Consider the following 26,968-nt stretch of genomic DNA (forward strand, 5'->3'; position numbering starts at 1 on the left):
CCACCGCCGGTCAATCCATCTGGTCCACCGTGTCGGGGTCGGGCACGTCTCCAATGGCTTCGCGCGTGGCCGCAGCCTGCAGCAGCAACCAGTCGCAGAAGGCTTTCACCTCGGGCCGCTGCGCGCTGCGCGGCGCCACCATGAGCCAGTAGACCAGTGGCGAGTCCAGCCGGGTGTGGGGCAGCGGCTCCACCAGCGCGCCGCTGGCCAGGCTCTCGGCCACCAGCGGCAGGCGCGCGAGCGCCACGCCCTGGCCGGTGAGCGCGGCCTGCACGATCTGGTTGGCGTAGTTGAAGTACATCCAGCGCTGTGGCGAGAGCTTGGCCGACGGCGCGCTGGCGCGTGTGCGTTTGCCAGTGGCCGCGAGGGGCTGCGCGCCGAAGGTGTCGAGCCAGCGCTGCCAGGTGAGCCACTCGAGGTGGCGCGTGCGGTGCGCGTCACCGGCCTCGATCAAGGCGCACTTGGAGAGGTCTTCGATGCTCCGGATCGGCTGTGTCTTGAGCAACCAGGGGCTGGCCACCGGCGTGAGCTGTTCGCCAAAGAGCCGCTGTGCGCTGGCCGGTATGCCTTGCGGCACCGCGTAGCGCAGGGCCAGGTCCACGTCGGAGGTGGCGAGGTCGACCGCGTTGTCGGTGGCGTCGATGCGGATGTCGATGTCGGGGTGGTCGCGCTGGAAGGCCTCGAGCCGCGGGATCAGCCACATCGAAGCGAAGGAGGCCCAGGTGGTGATGGCCACGCTCTTGCGCCCCGCGCTCTGGCGGATCTGCCGCACGCTCGCATCAATGCGCTCCAGCGCGGAGGCTGCGGCGCGCAGCAGCTGCGAGCCTGCGCTGGTGAGCTCGACCGCACGGGTGTGGCGCAGGAACAGGGCGGTGCCGACCTCGTCTTCCAGCGCCTGGATCTGCCGACTCACCGCGCTCTGCGTGAGAGAAAGCTCCTCGGCCGCCGCGCGAAAGTTGAGGTGGCGCGCCACCGCTTCAAAGGCGCGCAGGTGGCCGGCGGCGATGGGTCGGGTGCGGGGGTGGCTGCTGGTGAGCTGCATGCGGGGCTCCGGGCATTGATGCGGTTATCGAATCAATAGCTTACCGCGTATTCATTGGACGGAGAGGGGCTGAGGCGCGAACATTCATTCCCAGGATGAGCCTTCGTCCCCCTTCAGGAGATTCTCATGAACACCCGTTCCGCCCCCATTGCCGCTTCGTCCGACCGTGTTGCCTGCGCCGCTTCGGCGCGCGGCTGGCGCCTCGACGTGCGCCGCGCCATGACCCTGCGCCCGCATGTGCCCAGCCGTCTGCACATCACCCAGGGACGAGCGTGGGTGACGCTGGGATTGCCGCACCAGGGCGCGGGCAACGAGTCGGGTGACGTGATGCTGGGCGCGGGCGAAAGCCTGTCCGTACCGGCCGGCGCGCGCCTGGTCATGGAGCCCTGGCAGCCGGCCAGCGCCGCGCCAGTGCGCTTCGAGTGGTGCGCCGAGCACGAGGTTGGAGCCGTCGAGCGGCCCGACCGCTTCAGCCGCGAGGTGGTGACACCCTCACGCGAACTCGGGGTGGCGCTGGGGCAAGCGGGTCTGGCGTTCGCGCGGTTGATGCGTGGACTGCTCGGCTACAGCGAGTTCCTGGTGGCAGGCCGGGGCCGCGTGCTGACCCCTTACGAATCGAACCAACCCTGAGTTGGGCTATCCGCGCGTTCGCCGTTTCGGCGTGCGCGCGGCCACCGCGGCTTCCAGTGCCAGCCGCGCCCAGGGCAACATGAGTGCGGGCGACTCCAGGGCCTCGTCCGGCGGCGTGTGGTAGTTCAGCTTCATGGCCTTGCCCTTGGCCTCGTAGACGAAAGGTCGCCCGCCTGCGGCCAACCACCGCGGCTCGGTGTCGGCGTTGGTCTTCAGGAACAGCGTGTCCCAGGCAATGATCGCGATGTTCATGCCGTCGGTGGATATGCCCCAGCCACCAAACATGCGTTTGGGCACGCACGGCCCCACGCCCGAAAGCAACTCACAGGCGTGCAGCGCGAAGGGATCGACCGGTTTGACCATGGCGGCATGGTAAGGCCCGGCGCGGGTGACAATCCAGCCCATGGCCAGACCCAAGTCAGCTTCCCACGATCTCAAACGCGACGAAATTCTCGACGTTGCAGCCAACTGTTTTGCGCGCCAGAGCTTCCCGGCCGCCAGCATGAACGACATCGCTGCCGCCTGCGGCACCAGCAAGGCGCGGCTCTACCACTACTACGAGAGCAAGGAAGCGATCCTGTTCGACCTGCTCGATCGCTACACCCAGCGCCTGCTCGCGCTCATCGGCGAATCGGAGGCGCGTGCGCAGCGCAAGAACCTGAGCGAACGCGACGCCCTGAGCGAACTGGTGCGCGCCTTCCTGGCCGAATACGAAACCTCGGCCACACGCCATGTGGCGCTGGTGTCCGACACCAAATTCCTCGGCGAACTGCAGCGCGAGCTCATCCTGAACCGCCAGCGCGACGTGGTCGCCGCCTTCACCCGTTTCCTCAAACGCGCCTACCCCGATCGCGTGACGCCGGTCAACCAGACCGCGTTGACCATGATGCTCTTCGGCATGATCAACTGGACCTTCACCTGGCTGCGCCCGGGTGGCCCCATGAGCTACAGCGCCTTTGCGGACGAGGTGGTGGCGGTGATCGAAGGTGGGCTTTCCGGTCCGGTGACGCGGTGACTAAAGTTTAACTATGCGAAACGGATTTCGTTTAGGTAAAATCCGCCACTTCCCCACACGGAGACCGCCATGAGCAAAGCATTCGCCTCCCAGGCCGACCTGGACGACAAAAAAACCACCTTCGAACAGCTCAGCCCGCACTGCTGGGCCTACACCGCCGAAGGCGACCCGAATTCGGGCGTGATCATTGGCGAGAAGTTCATCATGGTCAGCGATGCGACCGCCACGCCGGCCATGGCGCAAGACCTGATCAAACACATCCGCACCGTCTCCGACAAACCGATCAAGTACGTGCTGCTGACCCATTACCACGCGGTGCGCGTGCTGGGCGCGAGCGCCTACGTGGCCGAAGGTGCCACCGAAGTCATCGCCAGCCGCGGCACCTTTGAGCTCATCGTCGAACGCGGCGCGCAGGACATGCAGAGCGAGATGGAGCGCTTCCCGCGCCTGTTCCGCGGCGCCGACAGCGTGCCCGGCCTGACCTGGCCGACGCTCGTGATCGGCGACGGCAAGCCGGGCCGCCAGGGCAGCCTGGAGGTGGATCTGGGCGGCGTGAAGGTCAGCATCTGGCACCCGGGCCCGGGCCACACGCGCGGCGACACGATTGCCTGGGTGGAAGAAGAGAAGGTGCTGTTCAGCGGCGACCTCGTGGAGTACGAAGCCGGCGTCTACACCGGCGACGCGCAACTGGAAGAATGGCCCGCCACGCTGGAAGCCCTGCGGGCCCTGGGTGCTGAAGCCATCGTGCCGGGTCGCGGCGAAGCCATGAAGGGCAAGGACGACGTCAACAAGGCGCTGGACTACACGCAGCGCTGGGTCACCACGCTGTTCCAGGCCGGCAAGGAAGCCGCTGCCGCCGGCATGGACCTCAAGACCGCGATGGCTCACACCCGCAAGAGCATGGACCCGGTGTTCGGCCACGTGTTCATCTACGAGCACTGCCTGCCGTTCGACGTGAGCCGCGCCTACGACGAGGCCAAGGGCATCAAGAACCCACGCATCTGGACTGCTGAGCGGGACAAGGAGATGTGGGGCGCGCTGCAGGCCTGAGCGCGCAGCGCCGCATGCCTCATGAGCCGCCTTCGGGCGGCTTTTTGTTGGGACGCACGCTACGATCCACGGCGTCCCACCCCACCGCCCATGCCCACCACCCCCCTGCACCACACCGCCACCGACTGGGGCATCGTCGCGGTCTTTGCCATCGTCTACCTGGGCATGTTCCTCGGCGGCCTGCCGCGCCTGAAGCTGGACCGCTCGGGCGTGGCCCTGCTCGGCGCGATCGCGGTGATCGGCCTGAGCGGGCTGCCGGTGGAAGATGCCGCGCGCGCCATCGACCTGCCCACCATCGTGCTGCTGTTCGCCTTCATGGTGGTGTCGGCGCAGATGCGGCTGGGCGGCTTCTATGGCGCTGTCACGCGCCGCGTCGGCGCCATGCCGCTGTCGCGCAACGGTTTGCTGGCTGCGCTGATCGTGGTCTCGGGTGCGCTGTCGGCGGTGTTCTCCAACGACATCGTCTGCCTGGCGATGACGCCGGTGGTCGCGCGCTTGTGCCTGCAGCGCGGCCTCAACCCGCTGCCTTTCCTGATCGGCCTGGCCTGCGCGGCCAACATCGGCTCGGCCGCCACGCTGATCGGCAACCCGCAGAACATGTTGATCGGTTCGGTGCTGCAGATGCCGTTTGCAGGTTATGTGCGGCAGGCCTTGCCGCCGGTGTTGATCGGGCTGGTGTTGTTGTGGGTGTGGTTGGTTTATGGACCGGGGGCGGATGCGGGGACGGGGAGCCCTCACTCCCGCCCTCTCCCAGAGGGAGAGGGGGCCATGCGGGGAGAGGTCGTTGCGGAAGAGCCACCGTTCGACAGCTGGCAGACCGCCAAAGGCCTGGTGGTCGCTGCCGCGCTCATGCTGATCTTCCTGTTCACCGACTGGCCGCGCGACGTGGCCGCGCTGGTGGGCGCGGGGCTGTTGCTGCTGAGCCGGCGGCTGCACACCTCGCATTTCATGGGGCTGGTGGACTGGCCGCTGCTGATCCTGTTCATGGGCCTGTTCGTGGTGAACCACGCTTTCGAGACAACGGGTCTGGCCGCGCAGGCCGTGGCCTGGCTGGGCGCGCAGGGTGTGCATCTGGCCGACCCCGGGCCGTTGCTGGTGGCCAGTGCGGTGTTGTCCAACCTGGTGTCCAACGTACCGGCGGTGATGTTGCTGCTGCCGCACCTGGGCGGCAGCGCCGAGCGGGCCGGCGTGATGCTCGCGCTTGTGACCACCTTCGCGGGCAATCTGCTGCTGGTGGGTTCGATCGCCAACCTGATCGTCGCCGACCTCGCGCGCCAACAGGGCATCGTGATCGACTGGAAGCGCCACGCCATCACCGGCATCCCGGTGACGCTGCTCACGCTGGCCGTGGTGTGGGCGTGGATGCGCTTCGTCGCTTAGTCGTTGATCGACGACAGGAACTGCTGCAGTTCCGGCGTCTCGGGCGAACCGAACAGCTTCGCAGGTGGCCCCATCTCGTGCACACGGCCCTGGTGCATGAAGATCACGCGGTCGCTCACCTTGCGCGCAAAGCTCATCTCGTGCGTCACCATCAGCAAGGTCATGCCCTCGTCGGCCAGCGACTCCACCACGCGCAGCACCTCGCCCACGAGTTCGGGGTCGAGCGCCGAGGTGATCTCGTCGCACAGCAGCACGCTGGGCTGCATGGCCAGCGCGCGCGCGATCGCCACGCGCTGCTGCTGGCCGCCCGAGAGCTGGTCGGGAAACGCGTCGAACTTCTCGCCCAGGCCCACGCGGTGCAGCAACTGGCGCGCAATCTCGGCGCCTTCGGCGGTGGCGGTCTTCTTCACCAGGCTGGGCGCGAGCATCACGTTGCGGCCCACGCTCAGGTGCGGAAACAGGTTGAAGTTCTGGAAGATCATGCCCACGTGCTGGCGCAGCTCGCGCATCGCGGCGGCGTCCTTGTGCAGCAGGGGCTTGTCGTCCACGCTCAGCGAGCCGGCCTGGAACACCTCCAGCCCGTTGATGCAACGCAGCAGCGTGCTCTTGCCCGAACCGCTCTTGCCGATGATGGCGATGACCTCGCCGGCTTTCACCTGCAGGTCGATGCCCTTGAGCACCTCGTTGCTGCCGTAGGACTTGCGCAGTTGGCGGATGTCGACGATGGTGCGGGCGTTGGCCAGAGCGGTCTCGGCCACGGCGGGTTCAGCGACTTGCATTGAGTTTCCTCTCCAGAGTGCGCGCATACAGGCTCACGGGGAAGCACAGCGCGAAATACATCAGGGCCACACAGCTGTAGACCAGGAAGGGCGCGAAGGTGGCGTTGGTGATCATGGTGCCGGCCTTGGTGAGTTCGACGAAGCCGATCACCGATGCCAGCGCGGTGCCCTTGACCACCTGCACCAGAAAACCCACCGTGGGCGCAATCGCGATGCGCGTGGCCTGCGGCAGCACCACGTAGCGCAGCTGTTCGCCGAAGTTCAGTGCCAGGCTTTGCGCCGCTTCCCATTGGCCCTTGGGCACGGCCGCTACGCAGCCGCGCCAGATCTCCACGAGGAAGGCGCTGGTGTAGAGCGTGAGCGCGACCGCGGCCGCCGTCCAGGCCGAGGTCTCGTAGCCGAACAGGGCCAGGCCGAAGTAGGCCAGGAAGAGTTGCATCAGCAGCGGCGTGCCCTGGAAGAGCTGCACGTAGCCGCTCACGAAGGTCTCGGCGCCGGGCCACTTCGCGGTGCGCGCCACCAGCAACGCCAGGCCGACGAGGCCGCCGCCGATGAAGGCGATCAGCGAGAGCGCCACCGTCCAGCGCGCGGCCAGCAGCAGGTTGCGCACGATGTCCCAGAGAGAGAAATCAACCACGACGGCCTCCGAACAGGTACCTGGGGCCGACCCAGTTCAGCAAGCCGCGAACGCCGATGGACAGCAGCAGGTAGATGCCGGTGGCCACGATGAAGGCCTCGAACGCGCGGAAGTTGCGGCTCTGGATCAGGTTGGCGGCGTAGCTGAGTTCCTGCGTGGAAATCTGGCCGCACACGGCCGAGCCGAGCATCACGATGATGATCTGGCTGGTGAGCGCGGGCCAGACTTTCTTGAGCGCCGGTGGCAGCACCACATGCAGGAAGGTCTGCATGCGCGAGAGCGCCAGGCTGGCCGCCGCCTCGAACTGCCCCTTGGGCGTGGCCTCGATGCCGGCGCGGATGATCTCGGCCGCGTAGGCGCCGAGGTTGATCACCATGGCGATGACCGACGCGATCTCGGGCGTGAGCTTCACACCCGCGGCCGGCAGGCCGAAGAACACGAAGAACAGCTGCACGATGAAGGGCGTGTTGCGGATCAGCTCCACATAGGTGCCCGCGAGCCAGCGCAGTGCCAGGGGCCCGCTGCTGCGCGCCCAGGCACAGGCCGTGCCCACGAGCAGGCCGATCACGGCCGAGATGGCGGTCAGGCCCAGTGTCCAGAGCACGCCCCTGGCCAGCAGCGGCCACTGCACGAGCACGGCGGGGAAGTCGAGTTCGATGCCCATGGGATGGCCCTGCGTGGCAGTGTTGGCTTATTCAGGGAGATTGCCAGCAGGACGGCCGAGCCACTTCTTGGCCATGGTGTCGAGGTCCCCGGCTTTCTTGCCGGCGGCCAGGATCTCGTTGACCTTCAAACGCAGCGCGTCCTCGCCCTTGGCCACGCCGATGAAGTTGGGGCTGTCTTTCAGCAGCAGCTTGTATTCGGCGGCGAGCGCCGGGTTGCGCTTGATCATGTTGTCGGCCACCGAGACACCGGTGGCAACGAACTGCGTCTGGCCGGAGACGAAGGCCGAGACGGTGGCGTTGTTGTCTTCGAAACGCTTGATGTCGGTGTTGGCGGGCGCGACCTTGGTGAGTTCCTGGTCTTCGATGGCGCCGCGCGTCACCGCGATCGACTTGCCGCCGAGGGCATTGAAGTCAGCCAGCGCCGCGCTCTTGGGGCCATACACGGCCTGGAAGAACGGCGAGTAGGCGGCGGTGAAGTCGATCACCTTTTCGCGCTCGGGGTTCTTGCCCAGCGTGGAGATCACGAGGTCCGCCTTTTTCGTTTGCAGATAGGCGATGCGGTTGGCGCTGGTCACCGGCACCAGTTCAACCTTCACGCCCAGCTTGGCACCGATGTAGTTGGCGGTGTCGATGTCCAGGCCCTGGGGCTTGAGGTCGATGCCGACGAAGCCATAGGGCGGGAAGTCGGTCGGGATGGCGATCTTGATCAGCTTGGCCTTCATCACGCCATCAAGGGCGGACTGCGCGTGGGCATGGCCCAGGCCCAGGGCGGCGGCGAGGGCGATGGTGGAGGTGAGCAAGGCGCGTTTGGTCGGGGTCATAGCAGGGCTCCTAGGTAGGTGTCGTTGGGGGTGGGTGGGGTATCGGGTCGGGACTTGCGCTTGCGGGCCGCAGCCGCGCCGTCGCTGGCTTCGCGCACGGGCGCCAACGCTTCCCGCAGATCGGCCAACGGGTCGTTGAGCGTGCCCAGCCGCAGCGCGGCCTGGACCTGACCGATGTGGGCTTCCATCAGGCGTTCGGCGGTGTCGGTGTCGCCACGCTCCAGGGCCGCGACGATGTCCACATGGTCCTGGCACGACTGCACCGCGTCGTGGTTGCTCTGGTAGAGCATGGCAATGAGGGTGGTGCGCGCGGTGAAGTCGCGCAGCGTGTCGGCCAGGAGCTGGTTGCCCAGGCATTCGGCGAGGCACACGTGGAAGTCGCCCAGCAAGTAGCTGCGTTGGCCCACATCGTCGCCTTTGAGGGCGGCCTGTTCCTGTTTGAGGTGCTGGCGCAGGCGCTTGAATGCGTTTTTGTCCATGCCTTTCGTGCTGCGGATCAAGCCGGTTTCGATCACGCGGCGTGCCTCGAAGGCTTCGCGCGCCTCGTCGTGAGACGGCTGCACCACATACCAGCCGCGGCGCGAACTCACCGTGACGATGCCGCGCGCGGCCAGGCGCACCAGCGCCTCGCGCACCAGGGTGCGGCTGCAGTCGAACAGCATCGAAAGGCTTTGTTCACCCAGGCGCGTGCCCGGCGCCAGGCGCTGGGCCAGCACGGCTTCGATGATGCGTTGGGCGATGTCGGTGGAGCTGACCATGAGGAACCTTTGGGCTCAACTCCATGCGAATTCCATGCCACGTCCATACAAGGCTTGTATGCAAGATTGATGCACCAGCTGTGTGCGCAGACGCGGCTCTGCAGCAGATGACTGCACCAAAAGGCGCGGCGCCCGGATGTGGCGGGTGTGGTTTTGGTGCGGCCGGCGCCGCGTTTGTCAGCGCTGTGCGCTGAGCACGCGCAGGTCGTCTTCGTAGCCCTTGAGCACGCGCACGGCGTTGGCGCGCTGCTCGGACGTGGTGGTGTTGTGCAACTGGGCAAACTGCGCGCAGCCCTGGCGCACGATGTCGTTGGTGTAGGCGTCGAAACCCGGCGTGGGCGACTGGCTGATGCGTGCCATGTGGCCGCGCACGCGCTCGGCGGCGGTCGCGGGTGCGGCCTGTGCCTCTTTCACCGTTTGCAGCAGATCGGCCTGGCGGCGCAGCCGCTCGGCCTGGGTGCGCTGCGGATCGAAGCCCGACGCCTTGAGGTTGTTGCGCAACAGGTCTTTCTGGTGGTTGTCGAGCCGGCCGTACAGCATTTCACTGCGGCTCAGCGCGCGCTCGTAGCGTTTGTCCAGGCGCTTGTCCACGGATGTCTGGAGGTAATCGTCGGCAAATTCCTCATTGCTCTTGGCCTGCCGGTTTCTGAGGTGTTCGAGTTGGGCCGCATCGAGCTGGAGTGCCAGGCGCGCCATGGGCTGCACACTGGCGTCCGCCGCGCGATCGATGCGCTGGCGAACCACGTCGAACTCGGCGCACACCTGCGCGCCGGTGAGGTCTTGGGCGGCCAGGGTCTGCCAGCGCTGCAGCAGCCCGGCATACACCGGCAGCTCGTTGGTGCGGTGCCATTGAAAGAAGGCGTTGATGTCGCCGCGCACGGGGGTTGACTGGACGTTGCTGAAGTCCACATGGCTGTCCAGCCACCAGTAGGTGGCGTTGTGCGCCTGGTTGTAGGCCAGGCGCGTGGCGGTGCAGGCCATGAGGCTGGTGGCCATGATCACCAACGCACAGACCCGGGTCACCCTGAGGGCGATAATCCGGCGCACGTGAAGCCCGGCAAGAACGCCGAGCAACGATTCCCCGAAAGAGGTGTTCATGTCGTTCCCAGTGGATGTGGTGGTGATGGCGGCCGGCAAGGGCACGCGCATGAAAAGTCAGCGACCCAAAGTGTTGCACCGTTTGGGCGGTCGCGCACTGGCGCAGCACGTGATCGACTGCGCCGCGCGGTTATCGGCGCGCTCGGTGGTGGTGATCACCGGTCACGGCGCCGAGCAGGTGGAAGCCGGTTTGCAGGCGCCCGCCACCACCGCGCTGCGGTTCGTGCGCCAGGAGCCTCAACTCGGCACCGGCCACGCGGTGCAGCAGGCGGCGCCCGTGTTGCCTGACGATGGCGTGACGCTGGTGCTCTCGGGCGACGTGCCGCTCACCCGGCCGGAAACCTTGCAAACCCTGCTGGACCTGTGCGCCGGCACTCGCCTGGCCCTGCTCACGCTCGACATGCCCGACCCGACGGGCTACGGGCGCATCGTGCGCGCGCCCGATGCGTCGGTGCAGGCCATCGTGGAGCACAAGGACGCGAGCGAGGCGCAACGCGCCATCACCGAGATTTACAGCGGCATCATGGCCGTGCCCACACAGCTGCTGCGCGGCTGGCTGTCGCGGCTGGACAACCGCAATGCCCAGGGCGAGTACTACCTCACCGACGTGGTGAAGTTCGCCGTGGCCGATGGCCTGAGCGTGGCGGCGCACCGCATCGTTGATGCGGTGCAGGTGGCCGGCGTCAACAGCCCGGTGCAACTCGCCGAGCTGGAGCGCGCCCACCAGCGGCGCGTGGCCGATACCTTGATGGAACAAGGCACACGCCTGGCCGACCCGGCACGCCTGGATGTGCGTGGCGAACTGCTGTGCGGCCAGGACGTGGAGATCGACGTGAACTGCGTGTTCGAGGGGCGCGTGCAGCTCGGCAATGGCGTGCGCATCGGCGCGAACTGCGTGATCGCCAACGCCGTGATCGAGGCCGGTGCGGTGATCCATCCGTTCACCCACATCGACGGCGAGAAGCTGGGCGTGAAGGTGGGGCCAGGCGCGCTGGTGGGTCCGTTTGCACGGCTGCGGCCCGGTGCCGATCTGGGCGCCGAGGTTCACATCGGCAACTTCGTGGAAGTGAAAAACAGCACCCTGGCCGCCGGCGCCAAAGCCAATCACCTGGCCTACCTGGGTGACGCAACGGTGGGCGAGCGGGTGAACTACGGTGCCGGCAGCATCACCGCCAATTACGACGGCGCCAACAAGCACCGCACGGTGATCGAGGCCGACGTGCACGTGGGCAGCAACTGCGTGCTCGTGGCACCCGTGACCATCGGCGCGGGTGGCACGGTGGGCGGAGGCTCCACCATCACCAAGGACACAGCGCCCGGTGCACTGTCGGTGGCGCGCGGCAAACAGGTCGGCATCGCCAACTGGCAACGGCCCCAGAAAGTGAAAAAGGCCCCGTGAGGGGCCTGGCGGGATGGGGCGGACGATTCAACGGCCGCCGCGCACGTCCAGCGAATCGAAGCGACTGTCGCCGGGCGACTTGCTGTTGGGGTCGCCGCTGCTGGGGCGGCGCTGGTTGAAACCGCTGTTGCTGTAGGCACTGCTGAAGCCACCGCGCCGGCCTTCCTGATCCAGGTCCATCAGGCCGCTCAGGCCCATCACCTCGGAATCGCGGAAGGCGGTGTTGGTGGTGTTCATCGAATCGAATTCCGAGAACTGGCTCTCCAGTTGCTGGCGACGGTTTTCCCCCACGTTTTCCTTCTCTTTCGTCTTGGGTTTGGCCAATTCGGCCAGATTGAGCTGCTTGCGAAAGTCCGACGGCGACGGCATGCGGTGCAAGCCGTTCTTCAAGAAGACAAACCGCACGCCTGCGGTCTTGAGGATGCGGTTCTTCATCTTCACCATGTGGGCCTTGTGCTTGGCGTTGCTCAAGGGGTGCTGTTCAATGTCGAACGCAAAAGTCGGTTTGCCGTCATCGCCGCACACCACGAAATCCACCCGCTGCTGATTCAACCGCTCTTCAGCGCGTTTTCGGTTCGTCGCGCGGCGCACGGCCAGCATGTTGCTCAGCATCATGTTGGGCAGCACCACCTGGCCGGGAAACGTGTCTTGCAGGTAGTCCAGCATCTGGGCCTGCTCGGGCGTCATCAGGCGTTCGGGGCTGTAACGGTCGTCGCGTCCCGACGATTCGCTTGTCATTCGGTAGCGCCAGTAGCCCAGCGCGCACAAGCCCAGCAGGGCCAGCGCTCCAAGCACTGCAATCCACGTCGTATTCATCCAAAACCTCCTGGGTCCAACCCGCCAATTTCAGTTTGGCCAAAAACGAAGGTTGTTACATAAAGTATGTTTCGTCAACTCTTCGAGGGGGGGTGCCGCGCCACAAATGTGCGGTATGTATGCAGTTTTTCGCCGCATTGAGTACCAATGTCGTCAATTCGACTCATGGGTGAAGCTTGCTCGGAAGCGCCAGACGCGGCTCGAATTTGGCGCGTTTCAGACTGAAGAATGCCTTGATGTTGCGCACGTTCGCGTCGCTGGTGAACAGACGCTGAGCCAGCGCGAGGTAGTCCGGCATGTCCAGGCAGTGCACCACCAGGATGAAGTCGGGGCCTGGGCTCACGCGGTAACACTGTTGAACCTGAACAACAGGAAGCACGCGCTCTTCAAAGGCCTCCAGGAGTTCGGCGCCCTGGCGTTCCAATGTGATTTCCACCAGCGCCGTGAGCCCGTGACCGAGCAGGGGGGCCATGCGATCGGCACTGAGCAGCGCCACTTCCCGCTCGATCAGACCGAGCTGGCGCAGGCGTTTGACGCGCCTGAGACTGGTGGGTGGCGAGAGATGCGCCTGTTCGGCCAGGGCCTGGTTGCTCAGGGATGCATCGGTTTGCAGGAGGTCCAGCAAGCGGAGGTCGGCCTCATCGATGATGATTTGTTCCATTATCTATGAGTTTATGAAGTAAACGGACTTGATATTTGCGTCGAGAAATTATTCTCGATGAATCGTGAGATTTTGGGCTTTTATTTCAGCATCTTGTCACTAGCATCGGCGTTCATCCATTTTCGGGAGCAGCAATATGTGTGGCATCGTCGCAGGGGTTTCGGGGCGCAACGTCGTGCCCGTGTTGGTTCAGGGCCTGCAGCGGCTGGAGTACCGCGGCTACGACTCATGTGGCGTGGCGGTGCACACCGGTGGTTTGCAGCGCGCGCGCAGCACGGCGCGGGTGGCGGAGCTGGCGCAGCAGGTGCAGACGGACGGCATCGCCAGCGGTACCGGCATCGCTCACACCCGCTGGGCCACCCACGGTGCGCCTGTGGTGCACAACGCCCATCCCCACTTCAGCCACGGCCCCGGTGCGGTGGCGGGCACGGTGGGGCGCGTGGCGCTGGTGCACAACGGCATCATTGAAAACCACGACGAACTGCGCGCTGCGCTGCAGGCCAAGGGCTATGTGTTCGAAAGCCAGACCGACACCGAAGTCATCGCCCACCTGATCGACTCCCTGTACGAAGGCGACGTGTTCACGGCGCTGCAGGCCGCCGTGGTGCAACTGCACGGTGCCTATGCGCTCGCGGTGTTCCACAAGGACGAGCCGCACCGCGTGGTGGGCGCACGCGCCGGGTCGCCCCTGGTGCTGGGCGTGGGCAACCTTGACGGGGTGCGCGGCGGTGAACATTTCCTGGCCAGCGACGCCATGGCCCTGGCCGGCGTCACCGATCAGATCGTCTATCTGGAAGAGGGCGACCTGGTCGACCTGCAGCTCGGCCGCTACTGGGTGCTCGACGCCCAGGGTCGCGCGCTCGATGCGACGCAGCGCCCCGTGAAGACCGTGCAGGCCCACAGCGGTGCGGCCGAACTCGGCCCCTACCGTCACTACATGCAGAAGGAAATCTTCGAGCAGCCGCGCGCCATCGGTGACACGCTCGAAGGCCTGGAAGGCATCACGCCGGAGCTGTTTGGTGATGGTGCGTACCGCATCTTCAAGGACATCGACAACGTGCTCATCCTGGCTTGCGGCACGAGTTACTACAGCGGCTGCACCGCCAAGTACTGGCTGGAGAGCATCGCGAAGATCCCCACGCAGGTGGAAGTGGCCAGTGAGTACCGCTACCGCACCAGCGTGCCCAACCCACGCACCCTGGTGGTGACCATCACGCAAAGCGGTGAGACCGCCGACACCCTGGCCGCACTGCGCCACGCGCAGGGCCTGGGCATGAAACACACGCTGACCATCTGCAACGTGGCGACCTCCGCCATGGTGCGCGAGTGCGAGCTGGCCTACATCACGCGCGCCGGCGTCGAGATCGGCGTGGCCTCCACCAAAGCCTTCACCACCCAGCTCGCCGGCCTGTTCCTGCTCACACTCGCACTGGCCCAGGTGCGCGGCAACCTGAGCGAGGAAGACGAAGCGAATCACATCAAGGCCATGCGCCACCTGCCCATGGCACTGCAAGCCGTGCTGGCGCTGGAGCCGCAGGTCATCAGCTGGGCCGAAGACTTCGCGCGCATGGACAACGCGCTCTTCCTCGGCCGCGGACTGCACTACCCCATCGCGCTTGAAGGTGCCTTGAAGCTCAAGGAGATCAGCTACATCCACGCCGAGGCCTACCCGGCTGGTGAACTCAAACACGGCCCGCTGGCGCTGGTGACGGCGGCCATGCCGGTGGTGACGGTGGCGCCCAACGACACCCTGCTGGAAAAGCTCAAGAGCAACATGCAGGAAGTGCGTGCGCGCGGCGGCGTGCTGTATGTGCTGGCCGACGCCGACACCCGCATCACCAGCAGCGAAGGCATCCACGTGATCCGCATGCCCGAGCACTACGGCGCGCTCTCACCGATCCTGCATGTGGTGCCGCTGCAGATGCTCGCGTATCACACGGCGCTGGCGAAGGGAACGGATGTGGACAAGCCCAGAAACCTGGCAAAAAGTGTCACGGTGGAGTGAACCACCCCAGTGCGGCTCAGTCAGTGTTCCGACCCAATAAAGTCGAAAACTAGTCAATAAAGTCGAAAACCGGAAAAAAGAGTCGAAAACCAATTGATCTTCGGGAATAGAGTGCGTCGGGCTGGAATAAAGTGGGTCGGGTCGCCTCTGTGACTTGTAACAGCGCTCGTGTGATCGCTGAACGAGGTGACAAGTGGAGGTGATCCGTGGCCTGACATCGCGAAGGATCGGTATGCAGCGACAGCCGTCGGTCGTGGTCGCGAGCTGGGTTCACGCTGGCTGGCATGAAGCGGTCATCGACTCACCCGTCAGCGTCACGGCAACAACGACGGCTATTGAGGGGAATGCAGTCATTCTGCTTGGCAGTCCGCCGGTTGTCGTCGGCCTGGCTTTGGCCATCTGCATTTACCTTGGAAGTGCGGAGTGTCCTAAAGGGGTCAAGGCGAGTAACTTCTGATCAATTCGGCGTGAACTCGCTTGCGGCTTAATGAACCCGCAACACCTCAAACTGCTGTCGGATGGGAGCGCCCTGTATCGACACCTCATCACCCTCGCATTTGCCCAGCATGGCCCTGCCCAAAGGGGCTTTGCTGCTGATGACCTGCACGAAGTGAGCGCCGCTGACCAGCCTCATGCTTCCTCCATCCGGACCGAGAAAGAGCTGTTGCTGCTTGTCGTCGGAATCGACCAGGCAGACCAGCGCGCCGAGCTGTATACCTTTGCTGGCGTCGTAGGGGCGCGGGCGGAATTGGCGCCAATTGGCCATCGCCTGGCGGATGGCTTCGGCGCGACGAGCTTGGCCGGTGGCCAGGTAGGCGGCTTCGAGTCCCAATGTGTCGTATTTGTTTTCGGCGATGTTTTCTTCGTGAGTCGCCGTTTCATGCGCCGCCCGCAATGCCAGTTCGGCTTGCAGCAGGTCTTCGGCGAGCCGTTCCAGCACCTGCTGCTGCAACAAGAATTTATCCATGATGAAGTGTGGGCATCTCGAACAAGCGGTGGGCTGGGCTTGATTATGAAGGGCTCCACCAGCCTTCAAGCCTTCTGATGGCTGCTGATTCCAGGCGCTGCTTCAAGGTGGGCTTCAGCGCACGCACTTTGATGTCGGCATTCTTGCTGAGTACTTCCGGCGCGCCCCAAGCTAGCAGCTCCTTACCCGGCAGACGCTGGATAACCCCGTACTCCACAATGACAGGGACTGGGACGACGATGGGAAACACGTCGGCGTGCAGATCATGTTCATCTCATGGCGCGAACCGGTCTGGTGCTAGTAGACCCAAGTCCTTGAAGTCATTGGCAGAACCGGAAATGTGATTCGTAACCTTTTGCTGAAAGGTTACGAATGCACCGTCCGTCGATAATCATTATCGTGTCAGGCGCTGTTGACCAAGGCGTCATTAGCTCGGTCAGGTTTACCGAAAGCTCGAGAGGGCCATGATCATGGCTGTCATACACTTTTTGAGTAAGCAATCAACGCAAAGTAAGGGGAACATCCAGCATGAATTTTCCAACGATTTTAAAAGGGCGTGTCACAACCCGGGGCAAAGTCCTGATTTTCATTTTGGTTGCACCATTGGCCGCTTACGCTTTCATGTTCGCAGCACCACTGTCAACCGACCATGTTCGATGGGCAGAGTTCGGGTCCTTTATGGCAGGTGTTTATTCACCAATCATTGGGGCATTTACCTTGTTGGTGCTAAGGCAGCAATTCAAATTGCAACGCCAGTTGGCGCAGCAGCAGCTTTACGAGAGTCGGATCGATCGTGCGGTCGAGGAGTTCAGCTTCTTTGCAGATCGACTTGAAAAACATGTCGGCGAAAAGGATTTACCAAATCGAGAGATCAGTCAACTAATATTAATGCAGTTTCAAGCTGATGCTCTCGATGTTCTCAACTCCGAAGAGTTCAGAGAAAAAGCAAAGCTCTTTGATCAACAACACCCCAAAATAATGCCAACTTGGGGTGCCATCTATATCAACACCACATTTCTTTCAATGCTGGAGGGCGATGCTGGTAAGATTGCCTATCTGTCTTGCATGCACAAACTGACTTCAATCTTTTCGTTTAAAGTATGTGCGGCTTTAGATAATTATCATTTCGCCGTAACGCGCGGAGAACTGTCAACCAAATACGAGTTCAGTACACCGCTTGAAAATCGGTGAAAAATAGACTGTCCGAACCGATTCAATGGTTTGTCACCCATGTGAATGCCACCGCAGCCACTGAACAGATCGCCAATGCAACCACGAACAGGGCAGCACCAGTCGGATGCTGATCCATGGTCTTGATGAGATCAACTAGAAACTGAAAACTGATCTGCATGACTTCTTCCTGAACAGGGACAATGATCCGATAAAAGAAGCGTACTGCACGAGCTTCGTGAAGTCATGGGACAAGTCTGTGGACAAGTCCGGTAAAACACGATGGTGACGTACGGTGGGCGCAGGTTTCGCCCGTAAACGGGTTTTTTGCCTCAGAAACAGGCAGCGAGTACGCGTGTGACTTGGTGTCATTCGTGCTTATTCACTATTCCTGATGATCTGCCCTTGTGGGTGTCAGGCAGGTCTTTGTTGCGCTGGCCGGTGAACTTGACGTCATTGTCTAGGTCGTCGTTGTAGTTGTACGCCGGGTGGTAGCGGCCGGCGATCCCATCTTGATGGGTAGCCGCTCGCTATCTCCAAAGCTAGACTTCAGGAATCGGCCAAGTGCCGACAGTCACAAAACATGGAAAAGATCTCGGCGGATCCTTACGAGCAAGTGATCGAGAAGATCACAAGGCGCCCAATGAGGCCGAGATCGGGCATCCCATCTTCGCAGCTCTGATCGCAGCCGCTTGGTGTGCGAGAAACCTTTTTGGCTTTGAGTTTGCGGGGCTTGTACTGCTGCTGGTGTTCTTTGTGTACCCGTACTACTGTGTGCAATTGCTCATGCAGTGGCGCATGAGAAGGCACCAGGTATGGGCTAGACGTATGGGTGTGAGTCCGACCTATGCTCCCTCTTGGCCTCGTGGGTGGGCTGCCACTTATGTTGGATTCTTTTTAATGATCGCCGGAAGCGTTGTGGGGATCGAAAGGCTACTTGGGCAATAGTCGAAATACTGAAATGGATATCCCGCAGGTTCTGCGGGATACATCACGTTAGGCGTCTCAAGCGCCGATCAAGGAGTGAGCGATGATTTTCGACAGCCATGCGGACTTCTTCAAGATCGGTAGCGGGTATGCCCTTGGCGCACTTGGCTTCGGCTTCTGCGTTTATGCCGCATCGACAGTCGGCACACAGCCCATCCTCCAAGTCCTCCTCTGCATATTTGGTGGGTTACTCGGATGGGTTATGGGCATCCTCATCACGCCACTAAACGAAGGAGAGAAGAAGCAGTTCTCTGAGTACGCGAAGGCGGTCACAGCAGTCGTATCTGGCTTCCTTGTTGCGAAGGTTGATGCTGTGGCTCAGTCCGCGCTTTCTGCCATGGCCGCATCTAATGGCGAGTTGCTGCTTACACGGGCTTTGCTCTTCGTTAGCTGCTTTCTTGTTGGCGCGCTGTTTACGTTTATGGGCCGCCGCTACGTCCGTGGCCCAGAAGAGCAACTGCGCACCAAGCGCCACAAGGCGCTCGAAGAGCTTCGTGAAATGGTCGAGAAGCTCAATGCCATCAACTAACCAGACGCCTATCCCACCCTTGATGGTATTGGCCTAAGCGGCAACGATGGTGTCCACCAAAGAGATTAGGTGGACACCATGAATGAATCCAAGAAGAAGACCCGCCGGCGGTACGGCGCCGAGCTCAAGCAGCAGATCCTCGCAGAGTGCGCTGAGCCAGGCGCTTCGGTGGCCAGCATTGCCCTGTCGCACGGCATCAACGCCAACGTAGTTCACAAATGGCGCCGCCAGGCCTGCGGCGCGCTGCCTGCAATCCAGGCTCCCGCATTTGTTCCACTGCCGCTGCCGCCCGCGGCGTGTGCACCTGCGCCGGACATCCGCACTGCGCCGTGGCGCCACCACCGTCTCGATGTGACCTAGCCCTTGGAGGCGGCCGAACAGTGCGCCGTGTGGATGCGAGAGCTGCTCAAGTGATCCGGGTTGATGCCCTGTGGCTGGCCACCGAGCCGCTGGACATGCGAGCGGGCACCGAAACGGCGCTGGGCCCGTGTGGTGTCGGTCTTCGGCGCAGCGCGCCCGCACCACGCCTACCTGTTCGCCAATCACCTACCCGTTTTTGAAAGAGAGCGCCTATGCCAGATGTCCCATGGGGTCGCCACTCGAAGACGAGGGGAGATCATCGAGGGCTTTAGTCCTCAATATGAAACCACGATTTGTATCGAGGTCCCCGAAATGCCCTTCAGGACTGGCGCTGCAAGACGCAGGATGTCATCAAGGAAGTGCCGTCACGGGTTTGAGATAATTAGGTTCCTGCATGTCACTTCCGAGAGCGGTCTTAGTCCATCGCCGTTGGCAGGAAAGCACGATTCGAAGCGACCGTCCTTAACCAAGGCGCGCAATCGTTGTTGGTATACCGGATCAGGCCCTCCGTACTCTGCGCCGCTTCGGGGCCTCTGGGCAAGACGCTTCCGCAATGAGTGATGGAACTTCACGACTGGGGTTACCGACTCGTCATGCTCGGCATATGCGTCGATGTTTCGGTACATGCGCTTGTACATCAAGAAGTTCGGAAACTCGCCCTCGGCATCGTTGCCATCAGCAAGTGGATCCTCCGGGCGCGGCAGCGACGCATGCGAGTCGGCTCTTAGCGGTAACCCTGCCTCTATAGCCTTGCGAATCATCCAGTTGAGCGAGACGCCGCTGAGCCTGCCTTGTTGTCCCTCATAGCCTCCTCCGACATCCGCATGAGCGCCAGCAAAATAGATCTCTTCCACTTTCGCAGAGACCTCGGCTTTGATCTGTGCCCTGACTCTGGTGTCACTAATATCTCTGGTGTCCCCTCGGCCGCAATCCGACAGCAAGTGAACTCGAGTGAGCAAGATTGGGGTAAAAATCCTAGCCCTGTTGTCGTCCAGTGATAGTGCATGGGCAGCCTGCTCTACGTTGCACAACTGGTCGGCATAGCGGTGGTTGGGAACGTCGACGTTCTCCTCGTAATCTGGCCAACCGAGCGCCTCGACGGTGTCCCATAGGCCCAAGAACCGAACCGGGACCGGCTTCATCGGGTCAACATGACGTATGGCAAGAGCTGCGTTGACACGTTCGATTCGCTTGGCGCTTCCCCATTCGTGGCTTGCACAGACAGCATTGCGCTCATAGGTCCCGCACTTATAGGCATCGAACACGAGCTCGGCAAGAGCGTCAGGCGTAGCGCTTGGAAGCGGACGACCTGGAAGGCCGGCGTGATAAAGCAAGGATGCCAAGATCCGGGCGGAGTCTGCGCCTCGACTAAACCCGAAAAGGTAGACCTGGTCCCCTTCCCGATAGTGTTCTGCTAGGTAGGCGTAGGCGAGTCGCACCCTCTGGCCGATCCCCCATGCCATTGCCAGTCCGACGGGCTTGCCTTTTGCGCCAACGCCTTCGATGTAAAAGGTTCCAATATGACCTTGAGCTAGCACCAGCTGGTACAAATCTGAAGTGTTGGTACCACTTCCTAGGTCGTTGGCAGTGCCGTCGAAGAAGACAGCTATATTGCGTGCGTCAGCGGACGCAGGTGGTGGGGTGGGCTTGGGGTCAAGCGCAGAACACCCGCCAGCCAGCGAAACGAGCAGCAGGACGCAGTACCTAAGCCACCATCCAACGGTCATTTTTCCGCTCATATCGTTCCTTGGTCAGGGCCGGATTTGCACATTAGCACCACATTCGCACAAGGAACACCCACTAGTCCACCTGAAGTGCAATGCTCCCCAAGATTGTTGGGATGTCTCGACTGGAGCGCACTGCGGGCGAGAGGGAGACAACCGTTGGAGACGGCGGCGCAATTGACCGCCGATGTGCCCAATTTCTCGGCCGTATCAGCGAAAATGCCCGTTACATGATGGTCTTGTGGGGGAGTCACCATGGTCAGGCGCCAACGTTCTATCGTCAGTCTCGCCACTCTTGCGGTTGTGGTGACCAGCGTTTACATCACTGGCTGCACTTCTCTGTTCGACAGGATTGCGGATACAGTGCTGGCGAACGAGGTGCGCTCCGACGACCGTGAGCCTCCCCACACGGCACACGCCATCATGGCGTCGGGCGATAGGGTGCAAATGGTGGGTGGGCAAGGCGAGGGACTCAGTTGCAGCCTGCCGCTCGGCGCTCAGATGTTAGCTTTCGACTCTGATGAACGGAAGCACGGTTCAAAGGTGCCGGCGCCCATCGCACTGCAGATGCGCCAGGCGTGCGCCTTCCATGACTATTGCTACCGCCACGGCAACGCGACCTACGGCTACAGCCAGGCCGATTGCGACTTCATGCTGCAACAGCAAGCCTTCCGGCTATGCAAGTTCATCAACGAGTCAAGCACTGTCGGCGACTGCGAGACCAATGCGCGCAAGGTGACCCTCGGCGTGCGCCTTGGCGGTTTCGGAAGCTTCAAACGCGCGCGCGCCTTTGAGAACGAAAACGCCTCCACTTTCTTTGAGTTCGATCCTTATCCTGTGCGGGCCCGATCCGTACGGGTGGTGCGGATTGCGGATGCGCCAGGACAGTGGGTGCGTGCCGGCATACACAAGAAGGCCGCCTATCACTTCGACATTCGGCCCTCAGGCAGCTTGGTCCACGTCATGGGGTGGCGCAAAGCTGGCGGCGTGGTGTGTACCAGCTTCGAGCTGCCCGGATCGTACGGCGCCATCAACGGCCCACCGATGGTGGTGCGTGACGAAGGCAAAGGCGAAGACTGGTTCGTTTGGTGGAAGCGGGCCGAACTGACCTCCACGGAAGGTCACTTCGCCTTGCTGCCACCGGGCCGCGCGACGCGGCGCGACTGGGTGGAAGCTGCGGGTGGCTTTGTTGTGCCGCTCAAAACACTTGAGGGATGCGGGGAGAAAACACCCTGGAGCAACGACGGCGATACGCCAGGAAGGTCGCCCGTGGCCTTCCTGGCGTCTCACGAAGCTCTGAAGTTTTCGGAGTTGCACCCTGTTAGAGGCCTGAACACGCCTGGCATCTTGCGTCTGATTGGATTGAGCGCTCATTCGTGCGACAGGGAAATGAAAGACCTTTCGCCATGCCTCGTGGACGTGGTGTTCGACACCACGCAACGGAAGTTTCATGGGGACACGGCCAAGCCCACCATGTACCGCGCCCAAAACCCCAGTACACGACCGCAGGACCAGCCTTTGGACGGCTGCGACCTGAATGCGATACAGCAAAAGCCAAAGAAGAACGCGGTCGCGCATGACCGTTACCGAAACTACGTCGCCTCGCCATTTGTGGTGACACACGAAGACCGACCATGCCTAATCTGGCTGTGGCGTGGCTCCCCAGGCCAAGGCGCCGGCTACGAGAGCGGCGCGACTGTACGCCGCTATGCAATCGGCAAAACGCGAAGTGACGTGGCGATTCATTTGGGTGACATGGCGCTGTCCGAGTTTCCCGAGACCTGGGAGCCGTCTTTCATCACCGACGCCGGGTCGGCGAGTCCTACCTTTGTGAGCTTCGTGAAGGACAAGAAGAGATTCAACCTGGTGGCGAAGACTGCTATTGCCGTTGGCAAGCAGTCACCGACGGTCCCATTAAAGTGCTTGCGCAACGTTGATCCTTCGTGGCTGCAGCGGCCTCCAGCTATGGTGCCGGACAAGTACAACGCGAGTCGAAGCTACATTGTCTTAACCCGCGTATGCCTCGACTTAGCGGCGAACTTGCCATCTGCACCGAATGCAGCACTGGAGGTTAAAGTGGCCACGCTGACCGATGGCAATTGCCCGGAAGGGGCGAGTGAGACCACCACCTTTGACGCTTTCTTTTACGACTTTGCAGAGCTTGATGAGCCAAAACTCGATCCAAGCTTCCACTCCAATCCCGAGGAGGCAAAAAAGGCCCCTCTCGGCAGGTTTGCCGAGCGCGTGCGTGGTGGGCAGATGGTGTTGGCAGACATAACGGGAGACCACGTGCCCGACTTGGTACAAATCGCACAGCTGCCTGATAGCCTGGGCTTCCGGGCCGCTGTGCTTGTCGGACGCATAGACAAGTCAGCCGGATTGCGATTCGGTGTGCTGGAAGCCGTCGACCGCCCCGCTGGCCAATGAGTGTCAGATATCTTCAGCAGCCGACACTGGCCTCAATACGGGAATAGCTCCAGCCAGTCTGATGCTGAAGTCCTCCGGCCTTCTGCTCCGCAACAGTTACTGCTATTGATACAGCCAAGTCCACCGACCAACTCATGACACCACTTGTACCTAGTTAACATGCTTCCTTGACGCATTGGGATTTGGAGAGATGATGGCAGTAAACCTATCGATCGAGGCGCTGGACTGGAGTCTGAAGCATCACCGACGCTACGGTGACACAGATCTCTTCCCACGAGCGTTTGAGTTCGAGGTCATCGAGACGCGGTGGGCGGAGTACCGCAAGATGCTTGCGGTAATTGATCTCGCGACATACGCATGGCGGGAGGGGCGTTCCATGCTGTTCATGAAGGATCAGGTGTCCTTCCGCCGCGCCACCCAATTCGATCCGGTGGACTCGATCCTATTTGGGGCGCTGATCTGGACCGTTGCACCAGAGATTGAGGCGCGCCGGCCAGCGCGCGCACTGAACGCCGTCTTCAGCTACCGATTTGAAGCCTCTTCAACAGGGCAACTGTTTGCGCCCTTTAGGGCCAAGCAAGCCTTCTGGACCCACACTGCGGACGAGTGCAAGAAAAAGGGCGCGTGGCTGCTGACGACGGATATAGCTGATTTCTACAACCAGATTCGACACGCGTCACTCAGGAGCGATTTAGACGCGACCGTTGGCAAAGAGCACTCAGATGTGCTTATGAACGCGCTGCGAGCCGTGCAAGGAAACAGTGAAGTCGGAGTTCCGGTCGGACCTCATTCGGCGCATCTGCTGGCCGAGTTGGTTCTTACGCCGTTCGACGAGCACATGCTCGACCGTGAGATCCCGTATATGCGGTTCGTCGACGATATCCATGTGGCCTGCAAATCTGAGGACGAGGCGCGGGAGGTGCTGTATGAGATTGCTGACTACATGCATCGCAACTTGCAACTCTCGCTCTCGCGGCACAAGACGCAGGTTCTGAATGGGCAACAGATGCGCGCATACGCGCGTACGGCCTTAGGCCCCGCCGAAGCGACTTCGGACGATGACTCTCGAACAAAGTTCGATGAGATCGTTGAGGAACACACATCGGCAGGAGACGATGAGGAAATCGACATCACTGGTCTGGACGAGGAGTCGCAGGAGTCCCTCAGCCCAGAGAACATCCGCGTAGCTCTCAGCGGCTTACTCGATAGCAATGCGCAAGTTAAGCTGCGGAAGCACTTGCGAGGTCTGATGAACCTCCATGCTCCTGGGGCAGTGGACTGGGTTGTCGAGAACCTCCACGACATCCTGCCCGCGCTACCTCAAGCCATCGAGTATCTGCACAGCACATTGCCTCGCTATGAGGGCGACCCGTCGTATGTGTTGAGCGTCCTGGTTGAATCGCTGGAGCTTCCGATCATTGAGCGGTCTGAACACATGCAGACGCTCCTGCTGGCTACGTGCGTCCAGTTTGCCAAAAATGCTGATTTCAAGACAGTGCGGTTGTACTGGGCGAACGTGCTCCCGGCGGCGCAGCGCGAGATCGTTCTGTTGGCTGGCAAGCTTCGCAAGACCCCCTGGATCAAGATGTTGGCCGCGAAACCCAACAACATTGATCCATGGTTCCTTCGTGCGCTTAGTGAAGCAGCAAAGTGCCTGAAGGACGACGATCGTCGCGCGCTCAGGGCGCGAGCCGAGAAAATTCTGGGGCCTACCTGGCTGTTTGACGACCCGGCAAGCCCAGCTGCGAGTGCGATTGCGGACGCGCTTCTTGCACCAGAGGTCATTCGTGCCGCGGCCGAGTCCGATGTGACGTTAACTTTGTCCAGCGACACCCTACCGCCCCCACAGCTCAAGCTTTACGGCGGCAAGGTCAAGTCGACTGGCGGAGACAAGATCACGCTAAGCGGAGTCGACTTGGTTCGGCTTCTCACCGATGCGAGGGCTGGAAAACTGGACGGTAATGGGCGAATACGAGATGTTGTAGAAATCATGCTCGCCGACGGTGAGTGTGTTTTTGAGAAGTTGCCTGATGTCACTGTGGCATCTCATGCTGAGACCGACGTTGATGACAAGGAGCTGAAGAGAGCTCTGAAGAGCACGGACATCCTGATTGTGACTAGCGCCGAGATCGAGAAGCGCGCCGTGCTAGCCCGATTTTTCCCTCTCCAAGGTGAGAAGGCGATCGTCGTGGGCAACCACCAAGGGATCACCATTCGCTGCGGCCAATTTGGCCGCTATTCCGCAGCGCACGTCCATACGACCCAGGGCCCTGATGGCAGGCACGGTGCGACCCTCACAACGTTTCAAGCCCTTGCCGGCATGAAGTTCAAAGCATGCCTGGTGATCGGCATCGCATTCGGCTTTGACCGAAAGGAGCAACGGCTTGGAGACGTCCTGATCGCCGAGCAAGTGCAACCATATGAACACGCCAAGATCGAAGGGGATGCCCAAGTGAACAAGGCCCGAGGCACATCCATGCCGTGCGGGACCGTGCTGTCTGAACGATTTCGAAGCCGAATGAGCACTTGGAGGAAGAGCCGCGCCGTTACTCGCGTGAAGTTGCATCAGGGCGTAGTGCTTTCTGGTGCCAAGTTGGTCAACAGCAAGCCGTTCCGAGATCAGCTGCTCGAGCAATTCAAGGGCTTGAAGCCTGTGGGCGGTGAGATGGAGGGGCACGCCACGTACGCAGCCGCCCAGCTCACCAAAGTGGAAATCATCCTTGTCAAGGCGATCTGTGATTGGGCGGATGGAGACAAGGACGACAGCGCTCAGTTGTTTGCGATGGAGATGGCCGTCGACGCGTGCCAGCACCTGCTGTCGAAACCGGACATCCTTTCGCAGCTCAAAGCGAGAGACCTGGGCCTTCCAAAGCCTCCCTCGAAAGGTCTGCCGGACGTTACCGCCGTATTGGCTGAACCCAAGAAGCATAGCCCTCTGCTTGAGCACGATGACGACATTCCCTTCTGATGTCCATACTGACGAGTCGACACGCCTAGGCTGATCGTCGGAGGGAGGAGCGGACCCAACGCATTGGCGTTAGTAGAGCTGCTGTGGAGGACACTCGTGGCGGATGGTGCATTGGTAGGATCCCGCTGCGATGCAGTCATTGACACGGTGCAATCGTGCGACAGCAAGCCGATCATTCACTCCGACCGTGGCGCCCATTACCGCTGGCCAGGTTGGCTTGATCGGATGCACAGTGCGAACCTGACGCGGTCGATGTCGCGTTAGGGGTGCTCACCGGACAACGCGGCCTGCGAAGGTTTCTTTGGGCGCCTGAAGAATGAGATGTTCTACCCGCGGGATTGGAAGTCGACCACCATCGAGGTGTTCATCCGAGCGGTGCACGAGTACATCCTCTGGTACAACGAAAAACGGATCAAGATGTCGTTGGGTTCCCTCAGCCCCATCGAGTACCGCGAAAGTCTGGGCCTAATCAACTGAAACCAGTCCAAGAATTACGCTGCACCCCCGTCGGGTCAGAAAACAGTGGAATTCAACAAGCCCACACCCTCTTGTTTCGTGATCCCGTCAGCAAAGCCTGGACGTACAAGGGGCTAAGTGTTCAGGAATTGCAAAAGGTTAACGAAAGCTCCTTTGGTCCCAAGTTTGTTGATGCGCACAAGAGCGACTTTGCAGTTTTTGTGAAGCGAGGCGATCTTTTCTATATTGAGCAAGCCAGCATCTTTGGGGGTGGGGATGACCTCACCTAGCAATTCGCTGTAGGCGCGACCGCCCTGACGGGCCGCGGCCTGAGCTCAAACGTTGAATGACTGCATCCCTGTTTATCGGCTAACCGCTCTGGTCGATTGCGGCAGTCTAGCCATCGCATCCTTGCGTGCAAGCGGTCAAGATCGAAGACCCGCTCTGAATGACTGCAACGTGGCGCAGATCGCACGTTCACGGAGCTAACTCAGCCGTCAGCACCCAGTCTTGAGCTGCCATCTAGATCCCGAGACCCGCTTCGCGGCGACAGCCGCCAGTCGCGCCCGGGAGCTGAATTCACGGTGCCTTGCACGAAGCGGTCGCCGGCACACCAGGCAACAC

General features: G+C 61.8%; 25 protein-coding genes and 1 pseudogene. 12 read left to right on the forward strand and 14 right to left on the reverse strand.

Annotation, left to right across the window (positions count from 1 at the left end; all coding sequences use genetic code 11):
- Positions 1–10 precede the first annotated feature (10 nt).
- On the reverse strand, positions 11–1,042 hold the full coding sequence (locus IV113_RS15875; RefSeq protein ID WP_291086850.1) for a LysR substrate-binding domain-containing protein: 1,032 nt from the start codon (positions 1,040–1,042) through the stop codon (positions 11–13).
- A gap of 126 nt (positions 1,043–1,168) precedes the next feature.
- Between IV113_RS15875 and IV113_RS15880 the strand changes: the two genes are divergently transcribed.
- Complete coding sequence (locus tag IV113_RS15880; protein ID WP_291086852.1) at positions 1,169–1,672, forward strand: DUF2917 domain-containing protein; 504 nt, start codon at positions 1,169–1,171, stop codon at positions 1,670–1,672.
- 6 nt (positions 1,673–1,678) lie between these two features.
- On the opposite strand, the gene IV113_RS15885 is transcribed toward IV113_RS15880, so the two are convergent.
- Positions 1,679–2,077, reverse strand: a complete 399-nt coding sequence (locus tag IV113_RS15885; protein ID WP_291086854.1) for a TfoX/Sxy family protein — start codon at positions 2,075–2,077, stop codon at positions 1,679–1,681.
- Here IV113_RS15885 and IV113_RS15890 point away from each other — a divergent pair.
- From IV113_RS15890 to IV113_RS15900, 3 genes are all read left to right on the forward strand, one after another.
- Positions 2,076–2,687, forward strand: a complete 612-nt coding sequence (locus IV113_RS15890; RefSeq protein WP_291086856.1) for a TetR/AcrR family transcriptional regulator — start codon at positions 2,076–2,078, stop codon at positions 2,685–2,687. The two genes, IV113_RS15885 and IV113_RS15890, sit on opposite strands and share 2 nt — an antisense overlap.
- A 69-nt stretch (positions 2,688–2,756) precedes the next feature.
- On the forward strand, positions 2,757–3,737 hold the full coding sequence (locus IV113_RS15895; RefSeq protein WP_291086858.1) for an MBL fold metallo-hydrolase: 981 nt from the start codon (positions 2,757–2,759) through the stop codon (positions 3,735–3,737).
- 90 nt (positions 3,738–3,827) lie between these two features.
- Complete coding sequence (locus IV113_RS15900; RefSeq protein WP_291086860.1) at positions 3,828–5,117, forward strand: anion transporter; 1,290 nt, start codon at positions 3,828–3,830, stop codon at positions 5,115–5,117.
- Here the strand turns inward: IV113_RS15900 and IV113_RS15905 are convergent.
- From IV113_RS15905 to IV113_RS15930, 6 genes are all read right to left on the reverse strand, one after another.
- Positions 5,114–5,896, reverse strand: coding sequence for an amino acid ABC transporter ATP-binding protein (locus tag IV113_RS15905; protein ID WP_291086862.1), 783 nt, complete (start codon positions 5,894–5,896; stop codon positions 5,114–5,116). The genes IV113_RS15900 and IV113_RS15905 overlap by 4 nt on opposite strands.
- Positions 5,883–6,533 (reverse strand): amino acid ABC transporter permease, encoded by a 651-nt coding sequence (locus IV113_RS15910; protein WP_291086864.1) that lies wholly within the window; start codon positions 6,531–6,533, stop codon positions 5,883–5,885. The genes IV113_RS15905 and IV113_RS15910 overlap by 14 nt, the downstream gene beginning before the upstream one ends.
- Positions 6,526–7,197: an amino acid ABC transporter permease gene (locus IV113_RS15915; RefSeq protein ID WP_291086866.1), complete on the reverse strand. Its 672-nt coding sequence runs from the start codon at positions 7,195–7,197 to the stop codon at positions 6,526–6,528. Before IV113_RS15915 ends, IV113_RS15910 begins: the two co-directional genes overlap by 8 nt.
- A gap of 27 nt (positions 7,198–7,224) precedes the next feature.
- Positions 7,225–8,019, reverse strand: coding sequence for a transporter substrate-binding domain-containing protein (locus tag IV113_RS15920; protein ID WP_291086868.1), 795 nt, complete (start codon positions 8,017–8,019; stop codon positions 7,225–7,227).
- Entirely contained in the window at positions 8,016–8,777 is a 762-nt protein-coding gene (locus IV113_RS15925) for a GntR family transcriptional regulator (protein ID WP_291086870.1), read from the reverse strand. The genes IV113_RS15920 and IV113_RS15925 overlap by 4 nt, the downstream gene beginning before the upstream one ends.
- Positions 8,778–8,954: 177 nt before the next feature.
- Positions 8,955–9,875, reverse strand: a complete 921-nt coding sequence (locus IV113_RS15930) for a DUF6279 family lipoprotein (RefSeq protein WP_291086872.1) — start codon at positions 9,873–9,875, stop codon at positions 8,955–8,957.
- Here IV113_RS15930 and glmU point away from each other — a divergent pair.
- On the forward strand, positions 9,874–11,274 hold the full coding sequence (gene glmU, locus IV113_RS15935) for a bifunctional UDP-N-acetylglucosamine diphosphorylase/glucosamine-1-phosphate N-acetyltransferase GlmU (protein WP_291086874.1): 1,401 nt from the start codon (positions 9,874–9,876) through the stop codon (positions 11,272–11,274). The two genes, IV113_RS15930 and glmU, sit on opposite strands and share 2 nt — an antisense overlap.
- 27 nt (positions 11,275–11,301) lie before the next feature.
- On the opposite strand, the gene IV113_RS15940 is transcribed toward glmU, so the two are convergent.
- Positions 11,302–12,090: a DUF2726 domain-containing protein gene (locus tag IV113_RS15940; protein ID WP_291086876.1), complete on the reverse strand. Its 789-nt coding sequence runs from the start codon at positions 12,088–12,090 to the stop codon at positions 11,302–11,304.
- A 163-nt stretch (positions 12,091–12,253) separates the two neighbouring features.
- Positions 12,254–12,751 carry an Lrp/AsnC family transcriptional regulator gene (locus tag IV113_RS15945; protein WP_291086878.1) on the reverse strand — a complete coding sequence of 166 codons (498 nt, stop codon included), beginning with the start codon at positions 12,749–12,751 and terminating at the stop codon, positions 12,254–12,256.
- 136 nt (positions 12,752–12,887) lie between these two features.
- On the opposite strand from IV113_RS15945, the gene glmS reads away from it, so the two are divergent.
- The gene (gene glmS, locus IV113_RS15950) at positions 12,888–14,756 is read left to right on the forward strand and encodes a glutamine--fructose-6-phosphate transaminase (isomerizing) (protein WP_291086880.1); all 1,869 of its coding nucleotides are present in this window, start codon (positions 12,888–12,890) and stop codon (positions 14,754–14,756) included.
- Positions 14,757–15,240: 484 nt separating this feature from the next.
- Here glmS and IV113_RS15955 read toward each other — a convergent pair whose 3' ends face one another.
- Positions 15,241–15,723, reverse strand: a complete 483-nt coding sequence (locus tag IV113_RS15955) for a GreA/GreB family elongation factor (RefSeq protein ID WP_291086882.1) — start codon at positions 15,721–15,723, stop codon at positions 15,241–15,243.
- Positions 15,724–15,766: 43 nt separating this feature from the next.
- Positions 15,767–15,973, reverse strand: coding sequence for a hypothetical protein (locus IV113_RS15960; RefSeq protein WP_291086884.1), 207 nt, complete (start codon positions 15,971–15,973; stop codon positions 15,767–15,769).
- Positions 15,974–16,251: 278 nt separating this feature from the next.
- On the opposite strand from IV113_RS15960, the gene IV113_RS15965 reads away from it, so the two are divergent.
- Positions 16,252–16,914 carry a hypothetical protein gene (locus IV113_RS15965; protein ID WP_291086886.1) on the forward strand — a complete coding sequence of 221 codons (663 nt, stop codon included), beginning with the start codon at positions 16,252–16,254 and terminating at the stop codon, positions 16,912–16,914.
- Between the two features lie 22 nt (positions 16,915–16,936).
- Here the strand turns inward: IV113_RS15965 and IV113_RS15970 are convergent, their stop codons facing one another.
- The gene (locus IV113_RS15970; RefSeq protein ID WP_291086888.1) at positions 16,937–17,074 is read right to left on the reverse strand and encodes a hypothetical protein; all 138 of its coding nucleotides are present in this window, start codon (positions 17,072–17,074) and stop codon (positions 16,937–16,939) included.
- 849 nt (positions 17,075–17,923) lie between these two features.
- Between IV113_RS15970 and IV113_RS15975 the strand changes: the two genes are divergently transcribed.
- Complete coding sequence (locus tag IV113_RS15975) at positions 17,924–18,409, forward strand: hypothetical protein (protein ID WP_291086890.1); 486 nt, start codon at positions 17,924–17,926, stop codon at positions 18,407–18,409.
- A gap of 78 nt (positions 18,410–18,487) precedes the next feature.
- On the forward strand, positions 18,488–18,769 hold the full coding sequence (locus IV113_RS15980; RefSeq protein WP_291086892.1) for a transposase: 282 nt from the start codon (positions 18,488–18,490) through the stop codon (positions 18,767–18,769).
- 365 nt (positions 18,770–19,134) lie between these two features.
- On the opposite strand, the gene IV113_RS15985 is transcribed toward IV113_RS15980, so the two are convergent.
- Positions 19,135–20,508, reverse strand: coding sequence for a DUF2235 domain-containing protein (locus tag IV113_RS15985; RefSeq protein ID WP_291086894.1), 1,374 nt, complete (start codon positions 20,506–20,508; stop codon positions 19,135–19,137).
- Positions 20,509–20,748: 240 nt separating this feature from the next.
- On the opposite strand from IV113_RS15985, the gene IV113_RS15990 reads away from it, so the two are divergent.
- From IV113_RS15990 to IV113_RS16000, 3 genes and pseudogenes are all read left to right on the forward strand, one after another.
- Entirely contained in the window at positions 20,749–22,920 is a 2,172-nt protein-coding gene (locus IV113_RS15990) for a hypothetical protein (RefSeq protein ID WP_291086896.1), read from the forward strand.
- Between the two features lie 193 nt (positions 22,921–23,113).
- Positions 23,114–25,888, forward strand: coding sequence for a reverse transcriptase domain-containing protein (locus IV113_RS15995; protein WP_291086898.1), 2,775 nt, complete (start codon positions 23,114–23,116; stop codon positions 25,886–25,888).
- Between the two features lie 111 nt (positions 25,889–25,999).
- A pseudogene (locus tag IV113_RS16000) lies at positions 26,000–26,365 on the forward strand (IS3 family transposase); the annotation flags it as partial.
- Positions 26,366–26,968: the final 603 nt, after the last annotated feature.

The organism is Hydrogenophaga sp., assembly GCF_018780385.1.
Lineage (GTDB): Bacteria > Pseudomonadota > Gammaproteobacteria > Burkholderiales > Burkholderiaceae_C > Hydrogenophaga.

What these genes read in the sequence shown, in the direction of transcription:
- IV113_RS15905 (WP_291086862.1), bottom strand. Translation starts at nt 5,896, where the DNA reads ATGCAAGTCGCTGAACCCGCCGTGGCCGAGACCGCTCTGGCCAACGCC.
- IV113_RS15940 (WP_291086876.1), bottom strand. Translation starts at nt 12,090, where the DNA reads ATGAATACGACGTGGATTGCAGTGCTTGGAGCGCTGGCCCTGCTGGGC.
- IV113_RS15995 (WP_291086898.1), top strand. Translation starts at nt 23,114, where the DNA reads ATGGCAGTAAACCTATCGATCGAGGCGCTGGACTGGAGTCTGAAGCAT.
- IV113_RS15985 (WP_291086894.1), bottom strand. Translation starts at nt 20,508, where the DNA reads ATGAGCGGAAAAATGACCGTTGGATGGTGGCTTAGGTACTGCGTCCTG.
- IV113_RS15880 (WP_291086852.1), top strand. Translation starts at nt 1,169, where the DNA reads ATGAACACCCGTTCCGCCCCCATTGCCGCTTCGTCCGACCGTGTTGCC.
- IV113_RS15915 (WP_291086866.1), bottom strand. Translation starts at nt 7,197, where the DNA reads ATGGGCATCGAACTCGACTTCCCCGCCGTGCTCGTGCAGTGGCCGCTG.
- IV113_RS15990 (WP_291086896.1), top strand. Translation starts at nt 20,749, where the DNA reads ATGGTCAGGCGCCAACGTTCTATCGTCAGTCTCGCCACTCTTGCGGTT.
- IV113_RS15970 (WP_291086888.1), bottom strand. Translation starts at nt 17,074, where the DNA reads ATGCAGATCAGTTTTCAGTTTCTAGTTGATCTCATCAAGACCATGGAT.
- IV113_RS15965 (WP_291086886.1), top strand. Translation starts at nt 16,252, where the DNA reads ATGAATTTTCCAACGATTTTAAAAGGGCGTGTCACAACCCGGGGCAAA.
- IV113_RS15895 (WP_291086858.1), top strand. Translation starts at nt 2,757, where the DNA reads ATGAGCAAAGCATTCGCCTCCCAGGCCGACCTGGACGACAAAAAAACC.
- IV113_RS15955 (WP_291086882.1), bottom strand. Translation starts at nt 15,723, where the DNA reads ATGGATAAATTCTTGTTGCAGCAGCAGGTGCTGGAACGGCTCGCCGAA.
- IV113_RS15885 (WP_291086854.1), bottom strand. Translation starts at nt 2,077, where the DNA reads ATGGGCTGGATTGTCACCCGCGCCGGGCCTTACCATGCCGCCATGGTC.
- IV113_RS15900 (WP_291086860.1), top strand. Translation starts at nt 3,828, where the DNA reads ATGCCCACCACCCCCCTGCACCACACCGCCACCGACTGGGGCATCGTC.
- IV113_RS15975 (WP_291086890.1), top strand. Translation starts at nt 17,924, where the DNA reads ATGATTTTCGACAGCCATGCGGACTTCTTCAAGATCGGTAGCGGGTAT.
- IV113_RS15925 (WP_291086870.1), bottom strand. Translation starts at nt 8,777, where the DNA reads ATGGTCAGCTCCACCGACATCGCCCAACGCATCATCGAAGCCGTGCTG.
- glmS (WP_291086880.1), top strand. Translation starts at nt 12,888, where the DNA reads ATGTGTGGCATCGTCGCAGGGGTTTCGGGGCGCAACGTCGTGCCCGTG.
- IV113_RS15930 (WP_291086872.1), bottom strand. Translation starts at nt 9,875, where the DNA reads ATGAACACCTCTTTCGGGGAATCGTTGCTCGGCGTTCTTGCCGGGCTT.
- IV113_RS15890 (WP_291086856.1), top strand. Translation starts at nt 2,076, where the DNA reads ATGGCCAGACCCAAGTCAGCTTCCCACGATCTCAAACGCGACGAAATT.
- IV113_RS15920 (WP_291086868.1), bottom strand. Translation starts at nt 8,019, where the DNA reads ATGACCCCGACCAAACGCGCCTTGCTCACCTCCACCATCGCCCTCGCC.
- IV113_RS15875 (WP_291086850.1), bottom strand. Translation starts at nt 1,042, where the DNA reads ATGCAGCTCACCAGCAGCCACCCCCGCACCCGACCCATCGCCGCCGGC.
- IV113_RS15945 (WP_291086878.1), bottom strand. Translation starts at nt 12,751, where the DNA reads ATGGAACAAATCATCATCGATGAGGCCGACCTCCGCTTGCTGGACCTC.
- glmU (WP_291086874.1), top strand. Translation starts at nt 9,874, where the DNA reads ATGTCGTTCCCAGTGGATGTGGTGGTGATGGCGGCCGGCAAGGGCACG.
- IV113_RS15980 (WP_291086892.1), top strand. Translation starts at nt 18,488, where the DNA reads ATGAATGAATCCAAGAAGAAGACCCGCCGGCGGTACGGCGCCGAGCTC.